The following is a 23,963-nucleotide window of genomic DNA, read 5'->3' on the forward strand; positions in this document are numbered from 1 at the left end:
CCCTTCCATACGCACGATCTCGAGGAAGGACGTCTCCCATGACCCATCTTCATAACCCCGGTTGGTCCGAAAATATCGAACCGCAGGGTGCCATGTCTCCGTTCAAGCGCTTCGCCGCGCTCCCGGAGGCCCAGGGTCTTTACAACCCTGATAAGGAGAAGGACGCCTGCGGCCTGGCCATTATTGCCACGCTCCGCGGGGAACCGGGATACGACATCGTGGAGGCGGCACTGACCGCCCTCCGCAATCTCGAACACCGCGGCGCCGTAGGCGCCGACGAAGGAACCGGCGACGGCGCGGGTCTGCTCATGCAGGTCCCCGACGAGTTTTTCCGGGCCGTCACCGAATTCGAACTGCCCGCACCCGGCCAGTACGTTGTGGGTACCGCATTCCTGCCGGCTGAAGCCCGGGAAGCTGCCACGGCCAAGGCCGGCATCGAGGCACTGGCTGCTGATGAGGGGCTTACGGTCCTTGGCTGGCGCGAGGTTCCCGTCGTAGCGGACCTCGTAGGTGCCATGGCGCGTGCGTGTATGCCCTACTTCTCGCAGCCGTTCTTCGCTGCTGCCAACGGCGAGCAGCTTGAGCACAATGAACTTGACTCCCGTGCCTGGCGGATCCGCAAGCGCGCCCAGAACAAGTTCGGCGTCTACTTCCCGTCGCTGTCCTCCCGCACCATCGTGTACAAGGGCATGCTGACCACGGCCCAGCTGGAGCCGTTCTACCCGGACCTTTCGGACAAGCGCTTCAAGACCAAGCTCGCCATTGTCCACTCGCGCTTCTCCACCAACACGTTCCCTTCCTGGCCGCTGGCCCAGCCGTTCCGCACCATCGCGCACAACGGCGAAATCAACACGGTCAAGGGCAACCGCAACTGGATGCGTGCACGCCAGTCGCAGCTGGCCAGCCCCCTTCTGGGTGACACCCCGGAAGAGCTGTACCCCATCTGCACCCCGGGTGCCTCTGACTCGGCTTCCTTCGACGAGGTTGCCGAGCTCCTGTGGCTCTCTGGACGCCCCATCACGCACTCCATCATGATGATGATCCCGGAGGCATGGGAGAACCACGCCACCATGGATCCGGCCCGCCGTGCCTTCTACGAGTACCACTCCCTCCTCATGGAGCCCTGGGACGGTCCCGCAGCTGTGTCCTTCACCGACGGCAGCCTTGTCGGCGCCACCTTGGACCGCAACGGCCTGCGCCCGGGACGCTACTGGATCACTGAAGACGGCCTGATCATCTTTGCCTCCGAGGTAGGCGTGATCGAGGTTGAGCCCTCCAACGTGGTCAAGAAGGGCCGCGTTGCCCCGGGCAAGATGTTCCTGGTGGACACCGAAGCCGGACGCATCATTGACGACGCCGAGGTCAAGGCCGAGGTCGCGGCAGCCAACCCGTGGGCCGAGTGGCTCAAGGACAACCTGATCGACATCAACGAGCTTCCCGAGCGTGAGCACGTGCTCCACACGGCAGCTTCGGTGAACATCCGCCAGCGGACCTTCGGCTACACCACTGAAGAGTTGAAGATCCTGCTTGGACCGATGGCCCGTACCGGTGCCGAGCCGCTGGGTGCCATGGGTTCGGACACTCCGGTCGCCGTGCTCTCCAAGCGCCCGCGGTTGCTGTTCGACTACTTTGTGCAATCTTTCGCCCAGGTCACCAACCCGCCGCTGGATGCCATCCGTGAAGAGCTGGTCACCTCCCTGAAGTGCGCCATTGGCCCCAACGGCAACCTGTTGGATGGCAAGCAGGTCCGCCAGCCGCAGATCTCGTTGCCGTTCCCTGTGATCAACAACGACCAGCTCGCCAAGATCGCGAACATTGAAAGCCCCGACGGCGACCGCATCGCCATGAAGGTCCGCGGCCTTTACCGCCCCGAGGGCGGAGAAGCGGCGCTGCGCGCCCGCTTGACGGAGATCTGCGAGCAGGTTTCCGGTGCGATCAACCGTGGCGTGCAGTACGTCGTGCTGTCGGACCGTGACTCCAATGCCCAGTGGGCACCGATTCCTTCGCTCCTGCTGGTCAGCGCTGTTCACCACCACCTTCTTCGCAGTGCCAACCGCACCAAGACTGCGTTGGTGGTCGAAGCCGGCGACGTCCGTGAGACGCACCATGTTGCCGTGCTCATCGGCTACGGCGCTTCGGCGGTCAACCCGTACCTGGCCATGGAGTCGGTGGAACAGCTGATCTCCAACGGCGATGTCACGGGAGTGACTGCCGAAGACGGCGTCTACAACCTCATCAAGGGCCTGGGCAAGGGTGTCCTGAAGATCATGTCCAAGATGGGCATCTCCACCGTGGCTTCCTACACGGGTGCCCAGACGTTCGAGGCTCTGGGCCTGTCCCAGGAACTCGTGGATGAATTCTTCTCCGGTACGCACTCCCAGCTCGGTGGCGTCGGCCTCGACGTCATCGCCGCCGAAGTTTCGGCCCGTCACCAGATGGCTTACCCCGAGGGTGGCATCGAGCACCCGCACCAGCCGCTGCTCGGCGGCGGTGAGTACCAGTGGCGCCGCGACGGCGAACCGCACCTCTTCAACCCGGAGACGGTATTCCGTTTGCAGCACGCGACACGCGAACGCCGTTACGACATCTTCAAGGCCTACACCAAGGGCGTAGACGACCAGTCCGAGAACCTGATGACCCTGCGTGGGCTCCTCAAGTTCAAGGACGGCGTCCGCCCGGCTGTTCCGCTGGAAGAAGTTGAACCCGTTTCCAGCATCGTGAAGCGTTTCTCCACCGGAGCCATGAGCTACGGCTCCATCTCCAAGGAAGCGCACGAAACCCTCGCCATCGCCATGAACCGTTTGGGCGCCAAGTCCAACACCGGCGAAGGCGGCGAGGACGTCGACCGCCTCCTGGATCCCGAGCGCCGCTCTGCCATCAAGCAGATCGCTTCCGGCCGTTTTGGTGTCACGAGCCTCTACCTCACCAATGCCGACGACATCCAGATCAAGATGGCACAGGGCGCCAAGCCCGGTGAAGGTGGCCAGTTGATGGCGCAGAAGGTCTACCCCTGGGTGGCCCGGACCCGTCACTCGACCCCCGGCGTCGGTCTGATTTCCCCGCCTCCGCACCACGACATCTACTCGATCGAAGACCTCGCGCAGCTCATCTACGATGCCAAGCGCGCCAACCCTTCGGCCCGGGTGCACGTGAAGCTGGTTTCGGAAGTCGGGATCGGCACGGTGGCCTCCGGCGTGACGAAGGCGAAGGCCGACGTCGTGCTTGTGTCAGGTCACGACGGCGGAACCGGCGCCTCGCCGCTGAACTCGCTCAAGCACGCGGGTGTGCCGTGGGAGCTCGGCCTCGCCGAAACCCAGCAGACCCTCATGCTCAACGGCCTGCGCGACCGCGTTGTGGTCCAAGTTGACGGACAGCTCAAGACCGGCCGTGACGTGGTCATTGCCGCCCTGCTCGGTGGCGAAGAGTTTGGTTTCGCAACCGCTCCTCTGGTGGTTGAAGGCTGCATCATGATGCGCGTCTGCCACCTGGACACCTGCCCGGTTGGTGTGGCCACGCAGAACCCCGAGCTTCGTGCCCGGTTCTCCGGCAAGCCCGAATTCGTGGTCAACTTCTTCGAGTTCCTCGCAGAGGAAGTCCGCGAAATCCTCGCAGAGCTTGGATTCCGCAGCATCGAAGAGGCTATCGGCCACGCCGAGGTGTTGGACACCCGGGACGCCCTCAACCACTGGAAGGCCGAAGGCCTGGACCTCGATCCCATCCTGCACGGGCTGGAATTCGACGACGACGTGCCGCTGCGCAACATGACCGGCCAGAACCACGAGCTGGACAAGCACTTCGACCAGCGGCTGATCACCATGGCACAGGAAGCGCTCAGCGACCGCATGCCCGTCAAGATCACCCTGGACGTTATCAACACGGACCGTTCCGTGGGCACGATGCTGGGCCATGTGGTGACCAAGACCTTCGGTACTGACGTCCTGGCAACGGACACGATCGATGTGACCCTGAACGGCACTGCCGGCCAGTCCTTGGGCGCGTTCCTGCCTGCAGGCATCACGCTGCGCATGTTCGGTGACTCCAACGACTACGTGGGCAAGGGCCTGTCCGGTGGGCGCATCATCGTCCGTCCGGACCGCACCAATGTGTTCCAGGCAGAACGCAACGTCATTGCCGGCAACGTCATTGGTTACGGTGCCACCAGCGGCGAGATGTTCCTGCGTGGTCAGGTTGGCGAACGCTTCCTGGTCCGCAACTCCGGTGCGACCGCCGTCGTCGAGGGCATTGGCGACCACGGCTGTGAGTACATGACCGGTGGCCAGACGCTGATCATCGGCCGTACGGGCCGTAACTTCGGCGCCGGCATGTCCGGCGGCACCGCCTATGTTCTGGACCTGCAGCCTGAGCGCGTCAACAAGCTCGCCCTCGATTCCGGCGAACTCCAGCTCCTGGAGCTCGACGCCGAGGACCGCGACATTGTCCACGGCCTCCTCACCAAGCATGTTGAGGAAACCGAATCCGTCCTGGCGGGCCGTCTGCTCGAGAACTTCGACGACACCGCAGCCCGCATCACCAAGGTACTGCCGCGCGACTACGCCGCAGTCCTGCAAACCCGTCTCGACGCCATCGAAGAGGGCCTTGACCCCGATGGCGAAGAAGTATGGTCTCGAATCCTGGAGGTAACCGGTGGCTGATCCACGCGGATTTCTGAAAGTCCGGCAGCGCGAGACGCAGCCACGCCGTCCCGTTCCCGTCCGCATCATGGACTGGAAAGAGGTCTACGAAGCACAGGAAAAGGGTGTCCTGAAGAGCCAGGCCGGCCGCTGCATGGACTGTGGCGTTCCGTTCTGTCACCAGGGCTGTCCTTTGGGCAACCTCATTCCTGAGTGGAATGACCTCGTATGGCGGGACAAGGGTGAAGAAGCCATTGAGCGACTTCACGCCACGAACAACTTCCCTGAGTTCACGGGCCGCTTGTGCCCGGCCCCTTGTGAAGCGTCGTGTGTATTGGGCATCAACCAGCCCGCCGTGACCATCAAGCAGGTTGAGGTCTCCATCATTGACCAGGCGTTCGACAACGACTGGGTCCACCCGCTTCCGCCGACGCGCCTTACGGGCAAGACGGTTGCCGTGGTTGGCTCCGGTCCGGCCGGCTTGGCCGTCGCGCAGCAGTTGACCCGCGTTGGGCACACCGTTGCGGTGTACGAGCGCGATGACAAGATCGGCGGCCTGCTCCGGTACGGCATTCCGGACTTCAAAATGGAGAAGGAACAGGTTGACCGCCGCCTCGAGCAGATGAAGGCCGAAGGCACCCGCTTCCGGACCGGCGTCGCCGTGGGAACCGATGTCACCTGGGAGCAGCTTCGCCGTCGTTACGACGCCGTTGTTGTCGCCACCGGGGCTACGGTCCCGCGCGACCTGCCGATCCCTGGCCGCGATCTTGATGGCGTCCACTTCGCCATGGACTACCTGGTCCCGGCGAATCGCGTAGTCGCGGGGGAGACCCCGGAGAACCACATCGATGCCCGCGGCAAGCACGTTGTCATCCTCGGTGGTGGCGATACCGGTGCTGACTGCATCGGAACCGCCCACCGCCACCAGGCAGCGTCGGTGACGACCCTCGCGATCGGCAAGCAGCCGCCGTCGGAACGTGCCGCACACCAGCCGTGGCCGACCTTCCCCACCTTGTTCGAGATGGCCAGTGCCCACGAAGAAGGCGGCGAACGCACGTACCTTGCCTCCACTGTCGAGTTCGTGGGGGAGAACGGCAAGCTGACGGGCGTCAAGGTTGCTGAAACAGAGTTCGTAGATGGCAAGCGCCTGCCCAAGGCAGGCACGGAGCGGATTATTCCGGCTGACCTGGTCTTCCTGAGCCTCGGCTTTACCGGCGCTGAGCCGGCAGGGATCACGGAACAGGTCAGTGCGGAATTCGACGGTCGGGGCAACGTGGCCCGCGACGGCTACTACATGACAAACACTGAGGGAGTGTTTGTCGCCGGCGATGCCGGACGTGGCCAGTCTCTGATTGTGTGGGCCATTGCGGAAGGCCGTGCATGTGCGGCCGCAGTGGACAAGTTCCTGATGGGAAGCACCATTCTCCCGGCACCGGTCGCCCCCACCGACCGGGCGATAGCGGTCTTATAGCGCCGGCAGGAACTGATCTTTTACTCAATCAGCATGAACTACTTAGGGTAGGTATATGAGACGCGCGAAAATTGTGGCAACTTTCGGCCCGGCTATCTCCAGCTTCGACAACACCCTCGCGGTGCTGGAGGCCGGCGTCGACGTTGCTCGCATGAACATGAGCCACGGCGACTACTCCGTGCACGACAACACCTACGAGAATGTCCGCAAGGCGGCGGCGCAGCTGGGCAAGCCCGTGGCCATCATGGCCGACCTCCAGGGCCCCAAGATCCGCCTTGGCCGCTTTGTTGACGGTCCCCACGAGTTGGCCGTTGGCGACACCTTTACCATCACCACCGAGGACGTCCCTGGCACCAAGGACATTTGCTCCACCACGCTCAAGAGCCTCACCGAAGATGTCAACGTCGGCGACGCGCTGCTGATCGACGACGGCAAGGTGGCGCTGCGCGCCGTTGAAGTTGACGACGTCAAGGTTGTTGCCACTGTGACTGTTGGCGGCAAGGTCTCCAACAACAAGGGCATCAACCTGCCCGGCGTCGCCGTCAACGTCCCCGCGTTGAGCGAAAAGGACGAGGATGATCTGCGCTGGGCGCTCAAGCGTGGCGCCGACCTCGTGGCCTTGTCGTTCGTTCGTGACGCTGCGGACATCACCCGTGTCCACGAGATCATGGACGAAGAAGGCCGTCGCGTCCCCGTGATCGCCAAGATCGAAAAGCCGCAGGCCGTGGACCAGCTCCACGAAATCATTGACGCATTCGACGCCATCATGGTTGCCCGTGGCGACCTCGGCGTCGAACTGCCGCTCGAAGAGGTTCCGATTGTCCAGAAGCGCGCCATCGAGTTGGCCCGCCGCTGGGCCAAGCCGGTCATCGTGGCAACCCAGGTCCTCGAATCCATGATCGACAACCCGCGGCCGACACGCGCCGAAGCCTCCGACTGCGCCAACGCAGTTCTCGACGGCGCCGATGCAGTCATGCTCTCGGGTGAGACCTCCGTGGGCCAGTACCCGATCGAAACCGTCAAGACCATGGCGCGGATCATCGAATCCACCGAGGTCCACGGACTTGAGCGCGTCCCCCCGCTGGGTACCAAGCCCAAGACCCGCGGTGGCGCCATCACCCGTGCCGCCGTCGAAATCGCAGACCAGCTGGACGCCAAGTACATCTGTACTTTCACACAGTCCGGTGACTCGGCACGACGCCTGTCGCGTCTGCGCCCGGTCAAGCCGGTCTTCGCGTTCACGCCGGTTGAGCACGTGTGGAACCAGCTGGCCCTCACCTGGGGCATCCAGCCGGTACTGGTGCCCTCGGTCGGCCACACCGACGAGATGACCGCCCAGGTGGACCGCAGCCTGCTCGACATGAAGCTCGTGGACGAAGGTGACCTCGTGGTCATCGCCGCCGGTTCCCCTCCAGGACAGGCCGGTTCCACGAACTCTCTGAAGGTTCACAAGGTAGGCGACCTCGCCGACACCTCCAAGGTCGATGACGGTTCCCGCAAGGAACCCGTTGGCCCGTGGCCCGAAAAGAAGTCCAAGACCAAGGCGTAGTCCCTGGTTTTGCGCAACAGGCCCCGCCGTTTGGCGGGGCCTGTTGTCGTTTAGATACTGCAGATGTATCAGGAAGACGAAGGCCGGGTTCCGAGGATGAGATTCAGGGTCCAGCCCAGTGCTGTAACCAGGAGAATCGCACCCGCCATGGTGAGCAATTGCGCAGGCGTCTTGAGGATGCCGAGGCTGACAATGAGTGTTGTCGCCCCGGCTGGCGGGTGGGGCTTCTTGATCAGCGCCAGGATGAGGGAAGTCAGGCCTACCGACGCTATGCCGGCTACTACGTGCCCCGGAGTGAGTCCACCGGTTGGGGCTGGTGGGATGTCCTGGAGGCCCAGAGCATAAAGGCAGCCAGCACCCGCAAGCAGTCCCACCCCATGGCCTGCCAGGGTGTTTCCGGGCGATGCCGCCTTTTGCTGCGGCGACTCGAAGAAGAGCATCACCGTCGGCCCCAGGCTGGGAAACAGCCAAGGCAGGTGGCTCAAAAGACCGACGAGGCCAGCTGCGGCCAAGGTAGCTGCGCCAAGGACGCAGGCATAAGTTCCCGCTCCCAGCTGGCCTGCGCTTTTGTTCATTCTTTCAAGTACCGACGTCGTTGGCATACTCCCGCCTCTCAGGCGTGATTCCAAAGTCCCTTGGTTCTGGATTCACCCTCCCGAATAAGATCAGCATACTTATTATCTGTCGCCGTGGGTAGGGATTGAATGCCCAGCGCTGGCTTCGCTTAAGGGGAGAAGGGCGGCTTCGCAAGGAAGCCGCCCTTCTTTTCGAGGGATGCTAGTTGACCTGGTTGATGATGGTCTCGGCAACCTCACGCATGCTGAGGCGACGGTCCATGGAGGTCTTCTGGATCCAGCGGAAGGCTTCGGGCTCCGTGAGGCCCATCTTGGTGGTCAGGAGGCTCTTGGCGCGCTCTACAAGCTTGCGCGTGGCGAACTGCTCCTGGAGGTCGGAAACCTCGTTCTCGAGTGCCTTGATCTCCTCGTGGCGGGAGAGGGCAATCTCGATGGCCGGGATGAGGTCGGCGGGGGTAAACGGCTTGACGACGTACGCCATGGCGCCGGCATCGCGTGCCCGCTCCACCAGTTCCTTCTGGCTGAACGCGGTCAGGAGGACGACGGGGGCGATGCGGGCCTTCACGATCTTCTCAGCTGCCGAGATGCCATCCATGACGGGCATCTTGACATCCATCAGCACGAGGTCAGGCTTAAGTTCTTCGGCCAGCTCCACGGCCTTTTCGCCGTTGTCCGCCTCGCCTACGACGTCGTACCCTTCGCCCTTCAGGATCTCGATAATGTCCAAGCGGATGAGTGTCTCATCCTCGGCTACGACAACACGTCGGGCCGGCTGGCTTGTGGGTGCGGACTCCGTCTGTTCGGTCACGGGATCTCCTTGGAAAGGTTCGGCGGGTTCAAGTCCATCTTAGTGGGGACGGTCGTGGAGCATGTTTTTGTTGCACCAGCGCGTCCGGTTCTTTGAATCAGCCTATCTGCATGTAGAGTAGTTTCGCGTGCTGGGAACGGATCGCGTTGCTCACAGAAATGAGAGCAGTCAGCGAGAATTAACGTCCCGGTAATCCGCGCCCGAGTGGCGGAATTGGCAGACGCGCCGCACTCAAAATGCGGTATCGAAAGGTGTGTGGGTTCGAGTCCCACCTCGGGCACGGCACAACCCCTCTTCGGAGGGGTTTTGCTCTTAAGTGTGAACAAACCTTGACATGTTCCTCCGCCTGATAGTCCTGGAGGGTGCCTGGCCGCCGGGTGCGGCCCGTTCAGTTGGATAGGGGAGCGGGTCGGGCGTGACATGGCTGGTGTACTCGGAGCATATTCGCGAGACGGTCCAGTGGATTGTCAGCCCCTAGGTTAATTCTTTGTACCGTTTTGGTACCAGTGGGTATGGCAATGAATCTTCGCGTCCCGGAAGACCTTGATCGCAGGTTGGAGAAGCTCGCGGCGGAGGAACATGCCTCCAAGTCGGCGTTGCTGCTTCAGGGTGCCGAGCTGATCCTGCAGCGCCACGCGCGCCGGAGTGAGATCAGCGAGGGCTTGGAGTTCGTCATGAGCCATGACGCCGAGCTGTTGACGCGGCTTGAGGACGCGTGACCACCTACCTCGACATTGAGGACGCGCTGCAAGTAACCGACCGGTACGGATTCCACATTCGTGATGTTGGCTTGCTGGCCTCGGCCCCTGGCCCGGCCCGCGACAACAGTTATGGGTACTGACGCCTATGCTGAATTGACGATGAAGGCGGCTGCGTTGCTGGAGTCGGTAGCCCGATTCCACCCGCTCATTGACGGCAACAGGCGCACCGCCTGGACGCTCATGGTCCTGCTCTTGTGGATCAACGGCTACCGCCACGACTTCACCACTGATGAGGGTTTCGGGCTGGTTGTGGGAGTCGCTGCCGGCGACATCGAGTGGCGGGACTCTGCCGCGCAAATATCGAAGCACCTGGTGGCTCGATAGCCATTGTTGTCTGAAGTGCCGTGACGCGGACGTGCCCTGGGAGGATTAAGCCCAGTTCGAGCCCGGAGAACAGTATCGACTATATTCCTTTGGCCGTCCCGGACCCTGGCCACGAGGCCCCTAGCTGCCGAGGAAGTCCGCGGATAGGGGTCCAAAGATTTCGGTGTTGTCATGTCGGACCGTGAAGGCCATGCAGAGGCTGCCTTGCGCGAACACACAGCTATCTACAAAGCACTCGTGGCCCGTGACACTTCAGCCGTCTCGGCGACCATGCGCTCGCATATGGCCACTGCCTCGCGGCGCCTGCTGGCCGGTTTCGACGCCGCCCAGTAACGGCAAGCCGATCGTCAGTCACCGCTGAAGCCAAGGAACTGGGTCACCGGCGTGAGCTGCTCGCCCCCGAACAGCGCGCAGGCCTCGTTGACTGCACCATGCTCGGGCGGGCTGGCACCGCCGCGGATGTCGAAGGCATCATTGGTCTACCTGGCCAGCGACGATTCCGCATACGCTACCGGTGGCATCTTCACCGTCGACGGCGGACTGACAGTAAAGTAGGAATGCATTGACAGAAGCACCGATACCGGAAGCCCCACACGACGTCGTCATCACTGCGCCCGATTACCGGCCAGGCGTGATCAAGCACATTGTCCTGTTCCAGTTCCGTGAGACAACATCCCAGGCCCAGCGTCAGGAGATCGAAGACCGGTTTCATGCCCTGGGGACATCCACCAGGGGCGGACAGACGTACATCCTCAGTATCGAGTCCGGCCCCCAGAACAGCCCGGAAGGCCTTCACCGCGGGCTCGAGCAGGGTTTCATCGTCACGTTCGGCTCAGAAGGAGACAGAAACTACTATCTTGGTGAGCCACTGATCACTGATCCTGATTGCTTTGACCGAGCGCACCACGAGTTCAAGCAGTTCGTCGGTCCGCACCTGGAGCCAGACGGAGTTCTCGTCTTTGACTTCCCCGTAAAGCGGGGTGACCCCGTGGAGAGGGGACTTAACGAAACGACGTCGCGAGGGCCCACCACCTGGATATGGACTTCCAGACTGCATTGTTCGAGTCCTCCGGCCTGAGCAGGCTACCGGCGATCATGGAACACCGCCATCTTCGAAGCCATCGATGCCGCTGACCTCCGGGCGACGACCCTGAGCTGGCAGTCAAAAATGGAGGACGGATTGAGCTATGACGCCGAGCACGATGGCGTACGCGGCCTTTGGCAACTCCAATCCAGGACCATCACGGAAACTGAGTGGCTCAGTGATGAGAGCCGAGTTCCACAAGAAGTACTCCGATTCCTATGGACACCATGCCCGCGGCCATCAGGGGAGTCAGCGGCTCCTTGAAAAGGATCCGGGCCGAAACAGCAGTGAGTGCAACCCCGCAAGCTACCCAGATCCCGTAGGCCACCCCAAGGGGAAAGCCTTCGGCCAAAGTCAGGCTAAGAAAGGCAAAGGCACTGGTGTAGCCTGCCACCACAGGGATGGCCCACAGCTTCTTCTTGAGGCCTTCAGAGGCACGTAAAGACATCGTCGCAGCAACTTCGGTGAAGATAGCCAGGAAGAGATAAAGCCACGCCATTTTATTGTTCCTCCGGAACGGCGATGCGTTCGGGCTGATGGGACCCAATTTCAACGGCGAAAACACCAGCGAGAATCAGCGCCATGCCCAGGCCCATGAGCCAAGTGAGGTCCTCGCCGAAGAGTAAAGCGGATGCCAGGGCTGTCATGGTGACCCCGCCGGCGCCCCAGACGCCATAGGCCACACTGATCGACATGCCGAGGCGCAGGCAAACCGTGAGAAGGGCAAATGCTCCCGCGTAGCCGCAAACAACCACGGCATACCAAGCGGGTGCGTCAAGAGCTGCCTTTAGGGCCAGCGATGCGCTGACCTCACTGAAGATTGCAATCACCAAAAACAGCCACTTGTTCATGTCAATCCACTTCCCTGTGTCAAGGCGAGCAAGTGCGCAACAACAGCCTTTCTGTCCCCTTCGTTGGGGGCAAGAACGCCACTGGCCTGTGCCGCCCAGAGCCCTTCGGCTGCCAACCTGGCTGTATTCAGTCTTATGCGCTGCTCATGTGGCGTCTCCGGGGGAAGGTCGAGCATTGGACCCAAGTGGCGTTTCCATGCTTCTTGCAATTGCGGAATGTAAGCCGAGTGGGACCATAAGGCCCATTCAGCGCGGGCGTTCTGCCCTTCGGCGGCAGTCTTGATGTAGGCGGCGTAGCGTTCGGTCAACGAAGCCTTTTGAGGCTCAGTGGCTAGGAACTTTGACATCCGTTGGATTACTTGGAGGGCGGCGTGTTCAACCAGGCCGCTCATGAGGGCGTCACGGGTTGGGAAGTGATACATGAGCCCAGGCTTGCTAACGCCAGCCTCCCTGGCCACTTTGTCCAGCGTTATAGCGGCACCCTCGAGGGTGCCGGCCACTCTTAGTCCGGCGTCCAATATTCGCGGCCGTTGGTTCTCGCGCACGCTCGTTACTTTACCATCCGGACGGTAAAGTTTGGATCAGGACGGCCAACAGAGAGAAAGTCGCGTTAAACGAGGGGAGCTCTAGGCTGCCCACCCTCGTAGAACCTCCTGGATGCGCCCTCGTTCAGCTGCGGCAACGAGTCCTGCAGCGAGTACAGCGAGTTTCGTGTTGGTGTTCTGGCTGTATCGTGAGAGGAGGTCAAATGCCGCTGACGGGCCGACGTTGAAGCTGGCCATGAGGATGCCTTTGGCTTGCTCGATGACTCCCCGGCTGGCGTAGGCGTTGACCAGGGCGGCGGCGGCAGCATGACCACTTTCAATCGCTATCGCCCGCGTCAGGTCAATCATGAGCCCGTGGATGGACGCGACCTGCCCGTCCTTGTTCCGGTCGGCCTCGGCAACCGTCAGGACCCGGTGTTCTTTGCCTTTGCTGTCGATGATGCGGTGGAAGTTCGATCCCTGCCCGCCGTCCCGGGCCAGTGTCGCGATAAACCGCCTGGACGCATCCCGGTCTTCCGGGTGCTTGTGCGCCAGAATCAGCTCCTTCGTGGGGACAACTTCACCCCTGGAGTAGGCGTGGATCCGGAACAATCCATCGGACCACTTGCACTTGCCCGTATGCACCGAGAGTCGAAACGAGCCCGTGGGGCACACCTCACCGTCGGGCAGCGGAAATCCGTACGAGACACGTCCCTCTGACACCCGGCCATCCCTTTCAGCCATGACCGCCACCGACGCTTTTTTCACGTCTAGGGATCGCTTTCCAGAACGGCGCGGGCGGCTGCGGGGTCTGTGGGATCGTGAGCATACTTCTCCTGCTCTTCCGTTTTTCGGCGGTAGAAGTCATAGGCCGCTTGTTTGGTGACCCCGAGCGCCTGACCGATCTGGGACCACGTCGCGCCGGCCTCCCGGGCTGCTTTCATGACGTACCAGCGCCTGGCGGTAAGCCGGTCAACAGCTCGTGCATTCACCCGCAAGGCCTCCAGGGCGGATACTTCGCGTGAGGCTTCGTCTGCGGTGAAGTCTTCCCAGAGCTTGAGTGGGTCGTAGATGTCGGGCTTGTCGGGATCCCGCTGGATTGACTCTGGCCCGTCAGTCATGGTGTCAAGCTATCTTGACGCCGGCTCCGGGTCAATAGTTCCCGACACACCCCTCAGTTCCAGCTCGCGTTGATGCCGTCCATCCGCATTGACTCGTTTACCCAGTGTGTCTTGTAGTGACCAGCTATCACTGGGACACTGGGCAGATCGTCTCGCCGCTCCCTCGATAAGTTGGGAGGCCACCCACCACCTTCGCAGCAATACCGTTCCACGATGACTCGTCATGAGAATCGTCGTGCAGTAGGAAATCGTCCAGATTCGGAAGGTGCAGGAAAATGATTGAAGTTGCATTGTTGGTGACCCTGAAAGCCAGGGCCGGCAAGGAAAAGGAAGTCGCGGAATTTCTTCGCAGCGCGCGCTCCATCGTTGAACAAGAGGAAGGCACGCGTGCATGGTTTGCACTTCAGTTCGACGAGTCGACTTTCGGAGTCTTCGACGTCTTCCCTGATGACGAAGCCCGCCAGACCCACCTGTCGGGGGGTGTCGGGCAAGCTCTTGCCGCTCAGGGGGCAGAGCTGTTCAGCGTCGAACCCAACATTCAGAACGTCGACGTGCTCGCCTTCAAGCTACCCGGTGAAAGCGTATAAGGCTGCGGCTGACCCGCTGCATGACTTCGATGACAGCTTCTTTGCCTCCCGACGGCGGGAGTTATCCTCCCGCCGTCGTGAGCCGTTAGGCTTTCGGTCCCGGACTCCGCACGCCGCTCAGGCTTCAAGCCTGGAGTGCTCGCCCAGACGGTGCCATGAACGGTTGTGGTAGACCAGGGCGTCACCGGGTTCGCCCGCTTGGACGTCACGCATTACGCGGGACTCCAGCGCGTGAACGGCGATGATTGTGGAGGTCCCCACTTCCATGCGATTGATGACGGCGCAGCGCACCCAGGCGCGGACATCGTCATATACCGCCTCGCCGGTTGCAAGGGCCGACCACCGGTGCGTCTGGTCAAAGCGGTCAACGCCGGGCGTCGCTCCAAACTTGGCCAGATCGACGTCGTGCGCGTCCAGCAGGTGCACGACGACGGTTTCGGCGCGCGAAAGCACTTTCGACGCAGAGGACAGTGCCGAGACCGAGAAAATCAGCAACGGAGGATCAGCGCTCACCGAGACGACCGACGATACCGTCAGTGCAACCGGACCTTCGCCGGCATCCGCCGTGACGACGGCGACACCTCCCGGGTGGCCACGGAACAGTGCCTTGAATTCGTCGGCCGTGAGGGAAGACGGGAAGCTTTGCTTCGGAGCCTCCAGCCACGTGTCTGTGGGGTAGGCGTGAAACATCGTTATGACACCCTCGTGGCGGAGACGGCCAGTTCCTCGCGAATGATATTCGTCCCTGCGCTGAGAGCACTCAGCTTGGCCAGTGCGATGTCCCGCGGGAACGGTGCCATGCCGCAGTTGGAGCTGGGGATGAGCTTATCCGCATCGACGAACTGCAGGGCCTTGCGGAGGGTGTCGGCGACTTCCTCCGGCGTCTCTATGGTCTCGCTTGCGACGTCGATTGCCCCGAGCATGACTTTCTTGCCGCGGAGAAGCTCAATGAGGTCCATGGGGACGTGGGAGTTCTGGCATTCCAGCGAGATGATGTCGATGCTGGAGCTCTGCAGCAGCGGGAACGACTCCTCGTACTGCCGCCACTGTGAGCCGAGCGTTGCCTTCCAGTCGGTATTTGCCTTGATGCCGTAGCCGTAGCAGATATGTACGGCAGTCTCGACGCGCAGTCCTTCTGCCGCTCTCTCAAGCGCGGCCACGCCCCAGTCCTTGACTTCATCGAGGAAGACGTTGAACGCGGGCTCGTCGAACTGGATGATGTCAACGCCGGCCGCTTCCAGTTCTTTCGCCTCCTCGTTCAGGATCGCAGCGAATTCCCAGGCCAGCTTCTCGCGGCTCTTGTAGTGGTCATCGTAGAGCGTGTCGACCATCGTCATGGGACCGGGAAGAGTCCATTTGATTGGCTGGTCCGTGGTTTTGCGGAGGAACTTTGCGTCTTCAACGAATACCGGCCGCTCGCGGCGCACAGGTCCGACGACGGTCGGCACGCTTGCGTCGTAGCGATCGCGGATGCGCACGGTCTTGCGCTGTTCAAAGTCGACCCCGGTCAGGTGCTCGATGAAGGTCGTTACGAAGTGCTGGCGGGTTTGCTCGCCGTCGCTGACGATGTCGATCCCGCGTCGGGTCTGTTCGTGGATGGCGATGCGCAGCGCATCCTGCTTGCCCTCGACCAGCGCATCTCCCTCCAGCTTCCACGGGGACCAAAGAGTCTCCGGCTGTGCGAGCCACGATGGTTTCGGCAGGCTTCCGACAACGGTGGTGGGCAAAAGTGTGTTCATGATTGACGATTCTCCGTGGGTCAGTTGACGAGAGCGGGGTATTGGGCGGTCCACTGATCCAGCAGATCCTTGTGGGGCGTGATGAAGTGTTCCTCCGTGTACTTCGCCTGAGTGACCGCGAGCTGACTGCGCTCGACGCGGTCGTAGGCGATCTGGGTCCGCGAGTAATCCTGCTCGCCCAGGCTCGGCTGGTAGATTGCGGCCGCCGCGGAGTTCGCGTTGTAAATCTCCGGGCGGTAGATCTTCTGGAACGTCTCCATGGTGCTGATGGTGCCGATGAGCTGCAGGTTGGAGTAGTCGTTGAGCAGGTCGCCGCGGAAATAGAAGGCGAGCGGCGCAACGCTGCCGCGTGGCATGAAGTATCGGACCTGCATCCCCATCTTCGCGAAATATGCGTCCGTCAGCGAGAACTCGTCCTGCTGGTACTCGACGCCCAGGACCGGGTGACGGTTCTCCGTTTGCCGGTACGTCTTGCTCGTGGAGACACTGATGCACACCACGGGCGGCTGCGGGAAGCGCTCCTGGCACGCCGGGGAATCGAGGAAGTGCTGGAACAGTTTGCCGTGGAGATCGCCGAAGTTTTCGGGAACGGTGGGCTTGCCCGATTCACTTGCGGCCGCCGGCAGTACAACGCTGAAGTCGAAGTCACGGACGTAGGAGGAGAAGTTGTTCCCTACGATCCCTTGGTGGCGGACCCCGTTCAGCTGGTCGACGATCTGGATGTCGAGAACCTCAAACAGGGGGAACTGCCGGTCCGTGCCCTCCGCGGTGAATTCTATTTGCACGGAAACGATCTCGAGTTCGAGCGAGTATCGGTCCCGGTCCGGGTTGTCCCAGCTTGCGAGATCGTTGAAACGTCGCCGAATCATGGTCAAGGCGTTGCGGAGGTTCTCCTGGCGGTGCTCGCCGCGTGCCAGGTTGGCGAAGTTCGTCGTGATCCGGGAGCCTTCCGACGGCGAGTAGTCCTCGTCGAAGCGGGTGGTGGTAATGCTGAAGGTAAAGTCGTCTGCCATGATGCCAATCCGTTGATGATGGCCGGAGACGGCCTTTCAGAAGGGGATGTATCAATGGTGCAACCTTCACCGGGGTATCGGGTAACTCAGCGTTACTATGCATTCATATAGACTTTGCCTATGGCACAGCTTTCCAGTGGACTGACCCTGCAGCAGCTCCGGTACTTCATAGAAGTTGCAGCCGAGGGGTCGATCTCCGCCGCTGCCGATCTTCTCTACGTAGCGCAACCGACAATGTCCGCCGCGATGAAGGACCTTGAGGCCCGGGTGGGACGTGCGCTTCTGGTGCGCTCCGCCCGCGGGGTCACCCTCACCGCAGACGGGGCGGAGTTCCTCGGCTACGCGAGGCAGGTCGTCGAGCAGTTCGCTCTCCTCGAGCAGCGCTACCTTGGCAGGCCACCGACGCGCCGTCTGCTCGGGGTTTCAACGCAGCACTACTCATTCGCGGTGGATGCCTTCGTCCGGATGGTCAAGGCCACTGAGGTGGCCGAATACGAGTTCTCACTGCGTGAGTCCCGTACCTGGGACATCATCGAGGATGTCCGGACGCTCCGCAGCGAGATAGGCATCCTCTACCGAAACGATTTCAACCGGAAGGTCATCGACAAGCTGCTCCGGGAATCCGGGCTCGCGTTCACTTCTCTTTTCCTCGCCGATCCGCACATTTTCGTTTCGCGTAAGAACCCGCTTGCCTCAAAAGAGCGGGCGACTCTCGCCGATCTCGCCGGTTTGCCGCGTCTGACCTTCGACCAAGGTGCGAACAACTCTTTCTACTTCGCCGAGGAGATTCTCTCCACTTTGTCCAGTAAGCAGGAGATCCGGGTCTCTGACCGTGCCACGATCTTCAACCTCATGATCGGGCTCCACGGTTACACGATCTCAACTGGCATCATCAGCGGCGAGCTCGACCCGGAGATCGTCGCCATCCCGCTCGACGTTGACGAACGCATCGAGATCGGCTGGATCGGCCACGCCGCGATTCCGCTCACCGACCAAGCGCAGCGCTACCTCAAGGAGTTGCGGGCCGTCGTCGCTGAATTCGGCGTAGCGCTCCTGGACTGAGTGCAGTTGAGCCGCTAGAAACGCCAACCTTGATGGGCGTGCACTATTAACATCTCTAAATGCTTGTAATGCACAGTCACCTGTGTCACGATGATCCTTGGCATCTACTCTCAAGCAAGGAATTCAACCGTGATCATTGAACTCAAAAGTGTTCGGAAGCTGCGCATCCACTGGCCCATTTCGGTGGAGACGATGACCCGCCTTGGTCAGGGGGAGCCCAGCGCCCTCGAAGCGGACGCTGGTATCGCCCGCCTTCTGGACACCCTTAAGTCTTCCCCTGAACTCGGCGGTTTCGGGAACTACCACCACGTCTTCGAATCCTCGGCCGGTTTTGAGGGCTTCACCGTAGCGGAGGGCGCGAATCCAACGCTGGGCCACGTCGGCCAGCGGACCATTTCGCCCACATTCGTTTTCACCTCGTACTTCGACGCCGCCATGGATGAACCAACCGTCCAGCGATTGGTGCAGCGCATCGTGGACATCCATCCCTGGGAGGTTCCCGTCATTGAAGTCTCCGGGCCACTCAGCGTTTCCACCAGCGCTGGCACCTCCAACGCCGCGAACATCCTGCAGGAAAGGATCGCCTCGTGAGCAATTCGATGTGGCAGCAACTGGCACCGCTGCTCGCCAACAGGACCTTCACCGACCTGACCCACGCCTTCCACCCTGGCCAGCCACACTTTGCGGCGTTTCCCGATGAGCAACGCGAAGCCCTCTTCGACATGGACAAGGGCGATGGTTTCACCGCACACAGGTACTCAATCGTCGGCCAGTGGGGCACCCACGTCGATCCGCCGTCGCACTTCATCCGGGACGGCCGCACCCTGGACCAACTGCCGGTTCAGGACATGGTGCTGCCGCTGGTGGTCCTGGACATCGCCAGCCGCGCCTCTGTCGACACCGATGCAACGCCCACTCTGACGGACATTGACGCCTGGGAGGAGCGCAATGGCAAGATCCCGGCTGGATCCTTCGTCGCGCTGCGCACGGGCTGGAGCCATCGCTGGCCCAATGCCCAAGAGATGGCCAACCGGGATTCAGAGGGCATCAGCCACACGCCGGGATGGTCGCGGGAAGTCCTGGAGTTCCTGGTCGAAGAACGCAACGTAGCGGCGATCGGACATGAACAGACCGATACCGACCCCGGCCTTGCCACATCCCGCCAGGACTTCAGCCTTGAAACGTACATCCTGGCCAAGGACAAGTGGCAGATCGAACTCCTCGCCAACCTGGACGGACTGCCGGAGTCCGGAGCCGCAGTCATAGCCACCTGGGCCAAACCGCTGGGCGGAAGCGGATTCCCCGCCCGCGTCTTCGCGATCCACTGAGGCGGCAGGTCGCCGTCGTTCTTGCCTGCGGCGACCTTGGCCGCGGACTGGCTAGAATCGAGAAATGTCAAAGACCTCCAGCATGGGCCGCGGCATGATGGCCATTTTCGCCGTCGGCGAGCGTCACACCGAAGGGTACGACGGCGGTACGGTCGCCGAAGTCGCGGCCCGCCTGGACAAAGACCGCAGCCAGGTCTCGCGGAGCCTCAAAGGAGCACTCCAGGAAGGATTCCTGGCACGCACGTCGGACCGGGCATACTGCCTCGATTGGTCGTTGCTCACCGACGCCCAACTGGTGACGGAACAACGCCTGCGGACTGAAGGCCTCGCAGCCTTGGAAGGTTTGGCGGCCGAGACCACCGAGGCCTGCTTCCTGGGTGTCCTCAGCGGAAACAGCACCGTCACCATTGCCGAGCACGTACCTCCCGCTGCCAATCTTGTTGGTTCCTGGCTGGGCCGCCCTTACCCTGCGTACTGCAGTGACGCCGGCCAGGCCCTCCTGTGGGACGCACCCGAAGAGGAGGTGCGGAGGATCTTCCAGAACGTGGAGTTCGTCCGACACGGGCCCAACACGCCGTCGTCCGTGGACGACTTTCTTGAGCGCTTGGAAGGCGCCCGAAGCAGGGGATACTCAATTGTCGACGAGGAGGCCGAACCGGGCCTATATTCGCTCTCTGCGCCGATCCGTGACTTCAAGGGTGATGTGGCCGCAGCGTTGCAGATAGTTGGCCCAAAATCGCGGCTGGAACCCCAGCGGGATCAGCATGCCCTGGTACTGGCTTCATGGCGCGACTGGCTCGAAACCCGGGTCGGGGGAGTCTAATAAACCTGCCCGTGTGCGGAGCCCAAACGTTTTGACGCGGCCTGCAGGGCATCGGCCACCACCGCAATGTCCGGTTCTGCTCCGGACCGGCTGCCCAGCACGCTGAGCGCTGCCAGGATTTCTCCTCGGGCTGAGCGCACAGGGACTGCCAGTTCCCACACACCGTGCTCATATTCTTCGGTCGCCAAGACGTATCCGGCCGGTTTGTCGCGCGCCATCAGTTCCTGGACCTCGGCCGGAGAGTGGGCAGCGGCCGGTCCACCCACACCAATGAAGTTCACGTCCCTAAGCAACGAGTCCAAGGCGCCGGCGTCATGATCCCACAGCAGGGCCCTGCCAGCACCCGTGCACCAAACCGGTGTCACCATTCCAGGCTTGGCAAAACCGCCGAAAGCGGCGTTGTTGCTTGAGGAGCGCAGGAGCTGCACCCGCACTTCGTCCCGGACGGAGAGGCGGGCCCGAAGACCAAAACCGGCCACCAGCTCTTCCAACTCCGCCTTCGACTCCTGGACCCAGTTCCGGTTGAGGGAACCAGCCAGGGCGAAGAAGCGCCGGCCCACCCTGAAGGGTCCCCGGTCTTCCCGCTCCAACAATTCAAGATCGCAAAGCTCCTGGGCTAGCCGGGACACGCGGCTCTGTTCCATGTCCAGTTCGGCGGCCAATTGCGAGACACCCAGCAACTGCCTGCCCTGTTTCTCCCGGTCCGCCACCAACCGCACCAAGCGCAGGCCCTGGGCCAAAGACGAGGCTTCGGATGGTACATCCACGGATCGGCTCCTTTCAGAAGGCTCAAGCCATTCTCACATGGCCGCCTCCGAGGCGAGAACGCGGGAGCCGCCCGCCCATACGGTGTACAGATCGGCCAGGATGTTCCCGTTGGCAGACTCCAGCTCATCCACCGTGATCTCCTGGCTGCCTTGACGGCCGAAGAGGACCACTTCGTCACCCGGGCAGACGTCTGCGACGTCGGAAACGTCCACCACCATCGAGTTCATGGAGACCGCATCCACGACGGGAACCCGTTGTCCCCGGACGAGCACACTGCCTCCCATCGCAAGCGCACGCCTATAGCCGTCGCCGTACCCGGCGGTAACGGTGGCCAGCCGTGCTTCGGAGCGCAGCGTGTGCAGGTGGCCGTACCCCACTTTGCTTCCGGCGGGATAGCAGTTCACCGAGCCGATCCTCGCCTTGAACGCCAAACAGCGCCGGTATCCCGGGTGGCGCAGGTCGGAGTCTCCGTAGAGCAACGCGCCTGTCCGGACCATATCCAGCCATGCGGAGGGGACGTTGAGGGTTGCGTAGGAATTTGCTGCATGCAGCAGGACCTGCTCGCGTGGGACCCCGGCGGCCTGAAGGATGGACGTCGCCTGCTCCTGGAAGCGGACCAGGCCTGCTTCGATGTCCCGAACGTCGTCCAGCGGGAAATGCGTCATGACGCCGGCGAGTTCCAGGTTCCCGTGACTCAGTATTCCCGCTGCGCTTGCCCGCCCCAATGCACTGGAGACATCCAGGCTGTGACGGCTGATGCCCGAAGAGTTGATATCCAGATGGATGCGGACAACCCGCCCGGCAGCAGCTGCGATCCGGTTGATCTCCCATGCGCTTTGGGGGTCGGCAACCAGTTCTTCCACGCCATACCCGACGGCGGCCGCGATCTCTTGTGGCGCTGCTGCACGGACACGCAGCAGCTTGCCGGTAAATCCGTGGCTTCTGGCAATTCCGGCTTCCCTGTTGGATCCGACGCCGATGTAAGGAACGCCGGACCGCACGAGCGCCGGCATCAGGAGCTCCGCCCCGTGCCCGTACGCGTCGGACTTAATCACAGTGCAGAGCCTGGCACGGTCGCGCAAAAGTTCCCGCACTGCACTGACGTTGGCTTCGAAAGCTTCTCCGTCCACCTCCAACCAGCTGGCAAGATTGTCTGTGCGGCCTACTGGGGGAGCCGGATGCAACATGGTGGGTTCCTTTGAAGACGGCTCCGCGGCCGGGCAACAAGTTGTCCGGCCGCGGAGGATGGAAGGGGTCAGGCCGACTGGTCCTTGCGGCTTCTGCCGCTGTACCGAAGCCGGAAGAACAGGTAGCAGGCGGCCACGAATGGAATCCCGAAGTACAGGGCTGCGATCTGGGACGGGTCCATGGCAATGCCAATGAGGGAAGCGAGGCACAGGACGAAGGCAAGGATCGGCACCACCGGATAGAGCGGAGCTTTGTAGGCGAGCTCGGTCACCTTCCCGCCGTTGCGGACAAACGCACGCCGGTGGAAAAAGTGGGACGCCACAATGGACATCCACACGCCCACTACGGCAAAACCGGCCACGGACACCAACGCGAGGTAGACGGATTCAGGGGCCGCGACGCTGCTGATGAGGGATGCGAGGCCACCCAGAATGCTGACGGAGAGTGCGATCAGGGGAATGCCCCGGCTGGTCAGTTTCTTGAAGGCCTGCGGTGCGTGGCCCTCGTCGGCCAGGGAGTAGAGCATGCGGGCGCAGGAGAACAGACCGCTGTTGCCGGCAGATAGCAGGGCGGTGATGATGACGAAGTTCATGATGTCTGCGGCAAAAGGAATTCCCACTGAAGAGAACACCGTAACGAAGGGGCTCTCGTCCAGGCCTACCTGGTCGTAGGGGACCGTTGCCGCGATGACAGCGATGGCGCCAACGAAGAAGATCAGCAATCGAATGACGGTGCTCCGCATTGCCTTGGGAATGTTGCGGGATGGATCAGCCGTTTCTCCTGCCGCGACACCGATCAGTTCGGATCCTGAAAAGGCATAGAAGACTGCAAGGGCAGTCACCAGGACACCGGTGAAGCCGTTGGGAAAGAGGCCGGCGGAAGTGCTGAAGTTCTCAAGGAGGAACGGATGGTTGCCCGAAGTGGATAGCGGGTGGAAGCCAAAGAGGGCTGCGCCACCGAGGATGATGAGGCCAATGATCGCGCCCACCTTGATGATGGCAAACCAGAACTCGGATTCACCGAAGAACCGTGAAGAGACCGCGTTGAATCCGAAGAGGATTGCCGCGAAGACAAGACACCAGACCCAAACCTCGACATCGGGGAACCAGCGCTGCATCAACAATCCTGATGCCGTGAACTCCGAACCGATGGCAACGGCCCAGCAGAGCCAGTACAACCAGGCGGTGGTGAATCCCGTTGCCGGTCCGATTGATCTCGCGGCGTAGATGTGGAACGCCCCGGAGACCGGATAGGCGATCGCAAGTTCGCCAAGGCAGGCCATTACCAAGTAAACGACGAACGCGCCCACCAGGTATGCAATGACGGCGCCCAACGGGCCTGCCTGGGAGATCGTGTACCCGGAGCTCAGGAAGAGCCCTGACCCGATCACGCCTCCCATCGCAATCATGATCAGGTGTCTGGTGCCCATGGACCGGCGAAGTCCGCTCTGGGCAGGTTCGGTGCCGGGTGTTTCGGATCGTTGGTCCAATTGCAGGGGTGTTGAAGATTCCATGTGATTCTCCGGTCGATGACGGATGCGAAGGGGAAGAGTCGGGCGGGCTGGGTATCGCCCGCTGAAGTCCGTAGTGATGAAGGTAACACACATCATCACTAAACGGTCATTAAAGACAACTATGAATGTCTATAACGCACGAATGTGGGCCGGCCACTCCCAAGATGTCCGCGGAATGGTCAGAATGACCAAGCTCTTTGCCATATCGACATGGCCGTACTGACACCAGGCCGCCGCAGGATT

The 23,963-nt window shown here is 61.8% G+C and carries 27 protein-coding genes and 1 tRNA gene; 15 read left to right on the forward strand and 13 right to left on the reverse strand.

Annotated features, from left to right (window positions below; all coding sequences use genetic code 11):
- Positions 1-38: 38 nt before the first annotated feature.
- The 3 genes from gltB to pyk are packed head-to-tail and all read left to right on the forward strand — an operon-like array spanning position 39 to position 7,651.
- Positions 39-4,652 carry a glutamate synthase large subunit gene (gltB, locus tag FDP28_RS00145; protein ID WP_144658601.1) on the forward strand — a complete coding sequence of 1,538 codons (4,614 nt, stop codon included), beginning with the start codon at positions 39-41 and terminating at the stop codon, positions 4,650-4,652.
- A complete protein-coding gene (locus FDP28_RS00150; RefSeq protein WP_144658602.1) occupies positions 4,645-6,102 on the forward strand; it encodes a glutamate synthase subunit beta in 1,458 nt (485 codons plus the stop codon). The genes gltB and FDP28_RS00150 overlap by 8 nt, the downstream gene beginning before the upstream one ends.
- A gap of 55 nt (positions 6,103-6,157) precedes the next feature.
- Positions 6,158-7,651 (forward strand): pyruvate kinase, encoded by a 1,494-nt coding sequence (gene pyk, locus FDP28_RS00155; RefSeq protein WP_144658603.1) that lies wholly within the window; start codon positions 6,158-6,160, stop codon positions 7,649-7,651.
- A gap of 68 nt (positions 7,652-7,719) precedes the next feature.
- On the opposite strand, the gene FDP28_RS00160 is transcribed toward pyk, so the two are convergent.
- Both FDP28_RS00160 and FDP28_RS00165 read right to left on the reverse strand, forming a co-directional pair.
- The gene (locus FDP28_RS00160; RefSeq protein WP_260842261.1) at positions 7,720-8,226 is read right to left on the reverse strand and encodes an HPP family protein; all 507 of its coding nucleotides are present in this window, start codon (positions 8,224-8,226) and stop codon (positions 7,720-7,722) included.
- Between the two features lie 202 nt (positions 8,227-8,428).
- Positions 8,429-9,034: an ANTAR domain-containing response regulator gene (locus tag FDP28_RS00165; RefSeq protein WP_144658605.1), complete on the reverse strand. Its 606-nt coding sequence runs from the start codon at positions 9,032-9,034 to the stop codon at positions 8,429-8,431.
- 198 nt (positions 9,035-9,232) lie between these two features.
- Between FDP28_RS00165 and FDP28_RS00170 the strand changes: the two genes are divergently transcribed.
- From FDP28_RS00170 to FDP28_RS00195, 7 genes are all read left to right on the forward strand, one after another.
- Positions 9,233-9,314: transfer RNA gene (locus FDP28_RS00170), tRNA-Leu, on the forward strand.
- 232 nt (positions 9,315-9,546) lie between these two features.
- Positions 9,547-9,753: a ribbon-helix-helix protein, CopG family gene (locus tag FDP28_RS00175; RefSeq protein ID WP_260842262.1), complete on the forward strand. Its 207-nt coding sequence runs from the start codon at positions 9,547-9,549 to the stop codon at positions 9,751-9,753.
- The gene (locus FDP28_RS20700; RefSeq protein ID WP_260842263.1) at positions 9,750-9,875 is read left to right on the forward strand and encodes a hypothetical protein; all 126 of its coding nucleotides are present in this window, start codon (positions 9,750-9,752) and stop codon (positions 9,873-9,875) included. Before FDP28_RS00175 ends, FDP28_RS20700 begins: the two co-directional genes overlap by 4 nt.
- On the forward strand, positions 9,865-10,119 hold the full coding sequence (locus FDP28_RS00180) for a type II toxin-antitoxin system death-on-curing family toxin (RefSeq protein ID WP_260842264.1): 255 nt from the start codon (positions 9,865-9,867) through the stop codon (positions 10,117-10,119). Before FDP28_RS20700 ends, FDP28_RS00180 begins: the two co-directional genes overlap by 11 nt.
- 171 nt (positions 10,120-10,290) lie before the next feature.
- Positions 10,291-10,452, forward strand: coding sequence for an FCD domain-containing protein (locus tag FDP28_RS00185; protein ID WP_260842265.1), 162 nt, complete (start codon positions 10,291-10,293; stop codon positions 10,450-10,452).
- Between the two features lie 51 nt (positions 10,453-10,503).
- Positions 10,504-10,674 carry a hypothetical protein gene (locus FDP28_RS00190; protein ID WP_186313457.1) on the forward strand — a complete coding sequence of 57 codons (171 nt, stop codon included), beginning with the start codon at positions 10,504-10,506 and terminating at the stop codon, positions 10,672-10,674.
- 7 nt (positions 10,675-10,681) lie between these two features.
- Positions 10,682-11,197: a Dabb family protein gene (locus FDP28_RS00195; RefSeq protein WP_260842266.1), complete on the forward strand. Its 516-nt coding sequence runs from the start codon at positions 10,682-10,684 to the stop codon at positions 11,195-11,197.
- 181 nt (positions 11,198-11,378) lie between these two features.
- Here FDP28_RS00195 and FDP28_RS00200 read toward each other — a convergent pair whose 3' ends face one another.
- From FDP28_RS00200 to FDP28_RS00220, 5 genes are all read right to left on the reverse strand, one after another.
- Complete coding sequence (locus FDP28_RS00200) at positions 11,379-11,702, reverse strand: DMT family transporter (protein ID WP_144658607.1); 324 nt, start codon at positions 11,700-11,702, stop codon at positions 11,379-11,381.
- Position 11,703: 1 nt separating this feature from the next.
- Positions 11,704-12,054, reverse strand: coding sequence for a DMT family transporter (locus FDP28_RS00205; protein ID WP_144658608.1), 351 nt, complete (start codon positions 12,052-12,054; stop codon positions 11,704-11,706).
- Positions 12,051-12,599 (reverse strand): TetR/AcrR family transcriptional regulator, encoded by a 549-nt coding sequence (locus tag FDP28_RS20940; RefSeq protein ID WP_144658609.1) that lies wholly within the window; start codon positions 12,597-12,599, stop codon positions 12,051-12,053. Before FDP28_RS20940 ends, FDP28_RS00205 begins: the two co-directional genes overlap by 4 nt.
- 81 nt (positions 12,600-12,680) lie before the next feature.
- Positions 12,681-13,301, reverse strand: a complete 621-nt coding sequence (locus FDP28_RS00215) for a PAS and ANTAR domain-containing protein (RefSeq protein WP_186313459.1) — start codon at positions 13,299-13,301, stop codon at positions 12,681-12,683.
- 47 nt (positions 13,302-13,348) lie between these two features.
- Positions 13,349-13,699: a hypothetical protein gene (locus FDP28_RS00220; protein ID WP_144658611.1), complete on the reverse strand. Its 351-nt coding sequence runs from the start codon at positions 13,697-13,699 to the stop codon at positions 13,349-13,351.
- Positions 13,700-13,974: 275 nt separating this feature from the next.
- Between FDP28_RS00220 and FDP28_RS00225 the strand changes: the two genes are divergently transcribed.
- Positions 13,975-14,286: a putative quinol monooxygenase gene (locus tag FDP28_RS00225; protein ID WP_144658612.1), complete on the forward strand. Its 312-nt coding sequence runs from the start codon at positions 13,975-13,977 to the stop codon at positions 14,284-14,286.
- Between the two features lie 117 nt (positions 14,287-14,403).
- Here the strand turns inward: FDP28_RS00225 and FDP28_RS00230 are convergent, their stop codons facing one another.
- The 3 genes from FDP28_RS00230 to FDP28_RS00240 are packed head-to-tail and all read right to left on the reverse strand — an operon-like array spanning position 14,404 to position 17,038.
- Positions 14,404-14,976, reverse strand: a complete 573-nt coding sequence (locus FDP28_RS00230) for a flavin reductase family protein (protein WP_144658613.1) — start codon at positions 14,974-14,976, stop codon at positions 14,404-14,406.
- 2 nt (positions 14,977-14,978) lie between these two features.
- Positions 14,979-16,025: a methionine synthase gene (locus FDP28_RS00235; protein ID WP_144658614.1), complete on the reverse strand. Its 1,047-nt coding sequence runs from the start codon at positions 16,023-16,025 to the stop codon at positions 14,979-14,981.
- A gap of 20 nt (positions 16,026-16,045) precedes the next feature.
- The gene (locus FDP28_RS00240) at positions 16,046-17,038 is read right to left on the reverse strand and encodes a DUF1852 domain-containing protein (protein ID WP_144658615.1); all 993 of its coding nucleotides are present in this window, start codon (positions 17,036-17,038) and stop codon (positions 16,046-16,048) included.
- Between the two features lie 120 nt (positions 17,039-17,158).
- Here FDP28_RS00240 and FDP28_RS00245 point away from each other — a divergent pair, with 120 nt between their 5' ends.
- The 4 genes from FDP28_RS00245 (at position 17,159) to FDP28_RS00260 (ending at position 20,251) form a co-directional block, all read left to right on the forward strand.
- Positions 17,159-18,100 (forward strand): LysR family transcriptional regulator, encoded by a 942-nt coding sequence (locus FDP28_RS00245; RefSeq protein WP_144658616.1) that lies wholly within the window; start codon positions 17,159-17,161, stop codon positions 18,098-18,100.
- Positions 18,101-18,229: 129 nt separating this feature from the next.
- Positions 18,230-18,691 (forward strand): hypothetical protein, encoded by a 462-nt coding sequence (locus tag FDP28_RS00250; protein ID WP_144658617.1) that lies wholly within the window; start codon positions 18,230-18,232, stop codon positions 18,689-18,691.
- 8 nt (positions 18,692-18,699) lie between these two features.
- Positions 18,700-19,428 carry a cyclase family protein gene (locus FDP28_RS00255; protein WP_144659086.1) on the forward strand — a complete coding sequence of 243 codons (729 nt, stop codon included), beginning with the start codon at positions 18,700-18,702 and terminating at the stop codon, positions 19,426-19,428.
- Positions 19,429-19,492: 64 nt separating this feature from the next.
- The gene (locus FDP28_RS00260; protein ID WP_144658618.1) at positions 19,493-20,251 is read left to right on the forward strand and encodes an IclR family transcriptional regulator; all 759 of its coding nucleotides are present in this window, start codon (positions 19,493-19,495) and stop codon (positions 20,249-20,251) included.
- On the opposite strand, the gene FDP28_RS00265 is transcribed toward FDP28_RS00260, so the two are convergent.
- From FDP28_RS00265 to FDP28_RS00275, 3 genes are all read right to left on the reverse strand, one after another.
- A complete protein-coding gene (locus FDP28_RS00265; protein WP_144658619.1) occupies positions 20,248-21,018 on the reverse strand; it encodes an IclR family transcriptional regulator in 771 nt (256 codons plus the stop codon). The genes FDP28_RS00260 and FDP28_RS00265 overlap by 4 nt on opposite strands.
- A gap of 33 nt (positions 21,019-21,051) precedes the next feature.
- Positions 21,052-22,206, reverse strand: a complete 1,155-nt coding sequence (alr, locus tag FDP28_RS00270; protein ID WP_144658620.1) for an alanine racemase — start codon at positions 22,204-22,206, stop codon at positions 21,052-21,054.
- A 68-nt stretch (positions 22,207-22,274) separates the two neighbouring features.
- The gene (locus tag FDP28_RS00275) at positions 22,275-23,720 is read right to left on the reverse strand and encodes an amino acid permease (protein WP_144658621.1); all 1,446 of its coding nucleotides are present in this window, start codon (positions 23,718-23,720) and stop codon (positions 22,275-22,277) included.
- Positions 23,721-23,963 lie beyond the last annotated feature (243 nt).

It is taken from the genome of Paenarthrobacter nicotinovorans, from assembly GCF_007670255.1.
Taxonomy (GTDB): domain Bacteria; phylum Actinomycetota; class Actinomycetes; order Actinomycetales; family Micrococcaceae; genus Arthrobacter; species Arthrobacter nicotinovorans_B.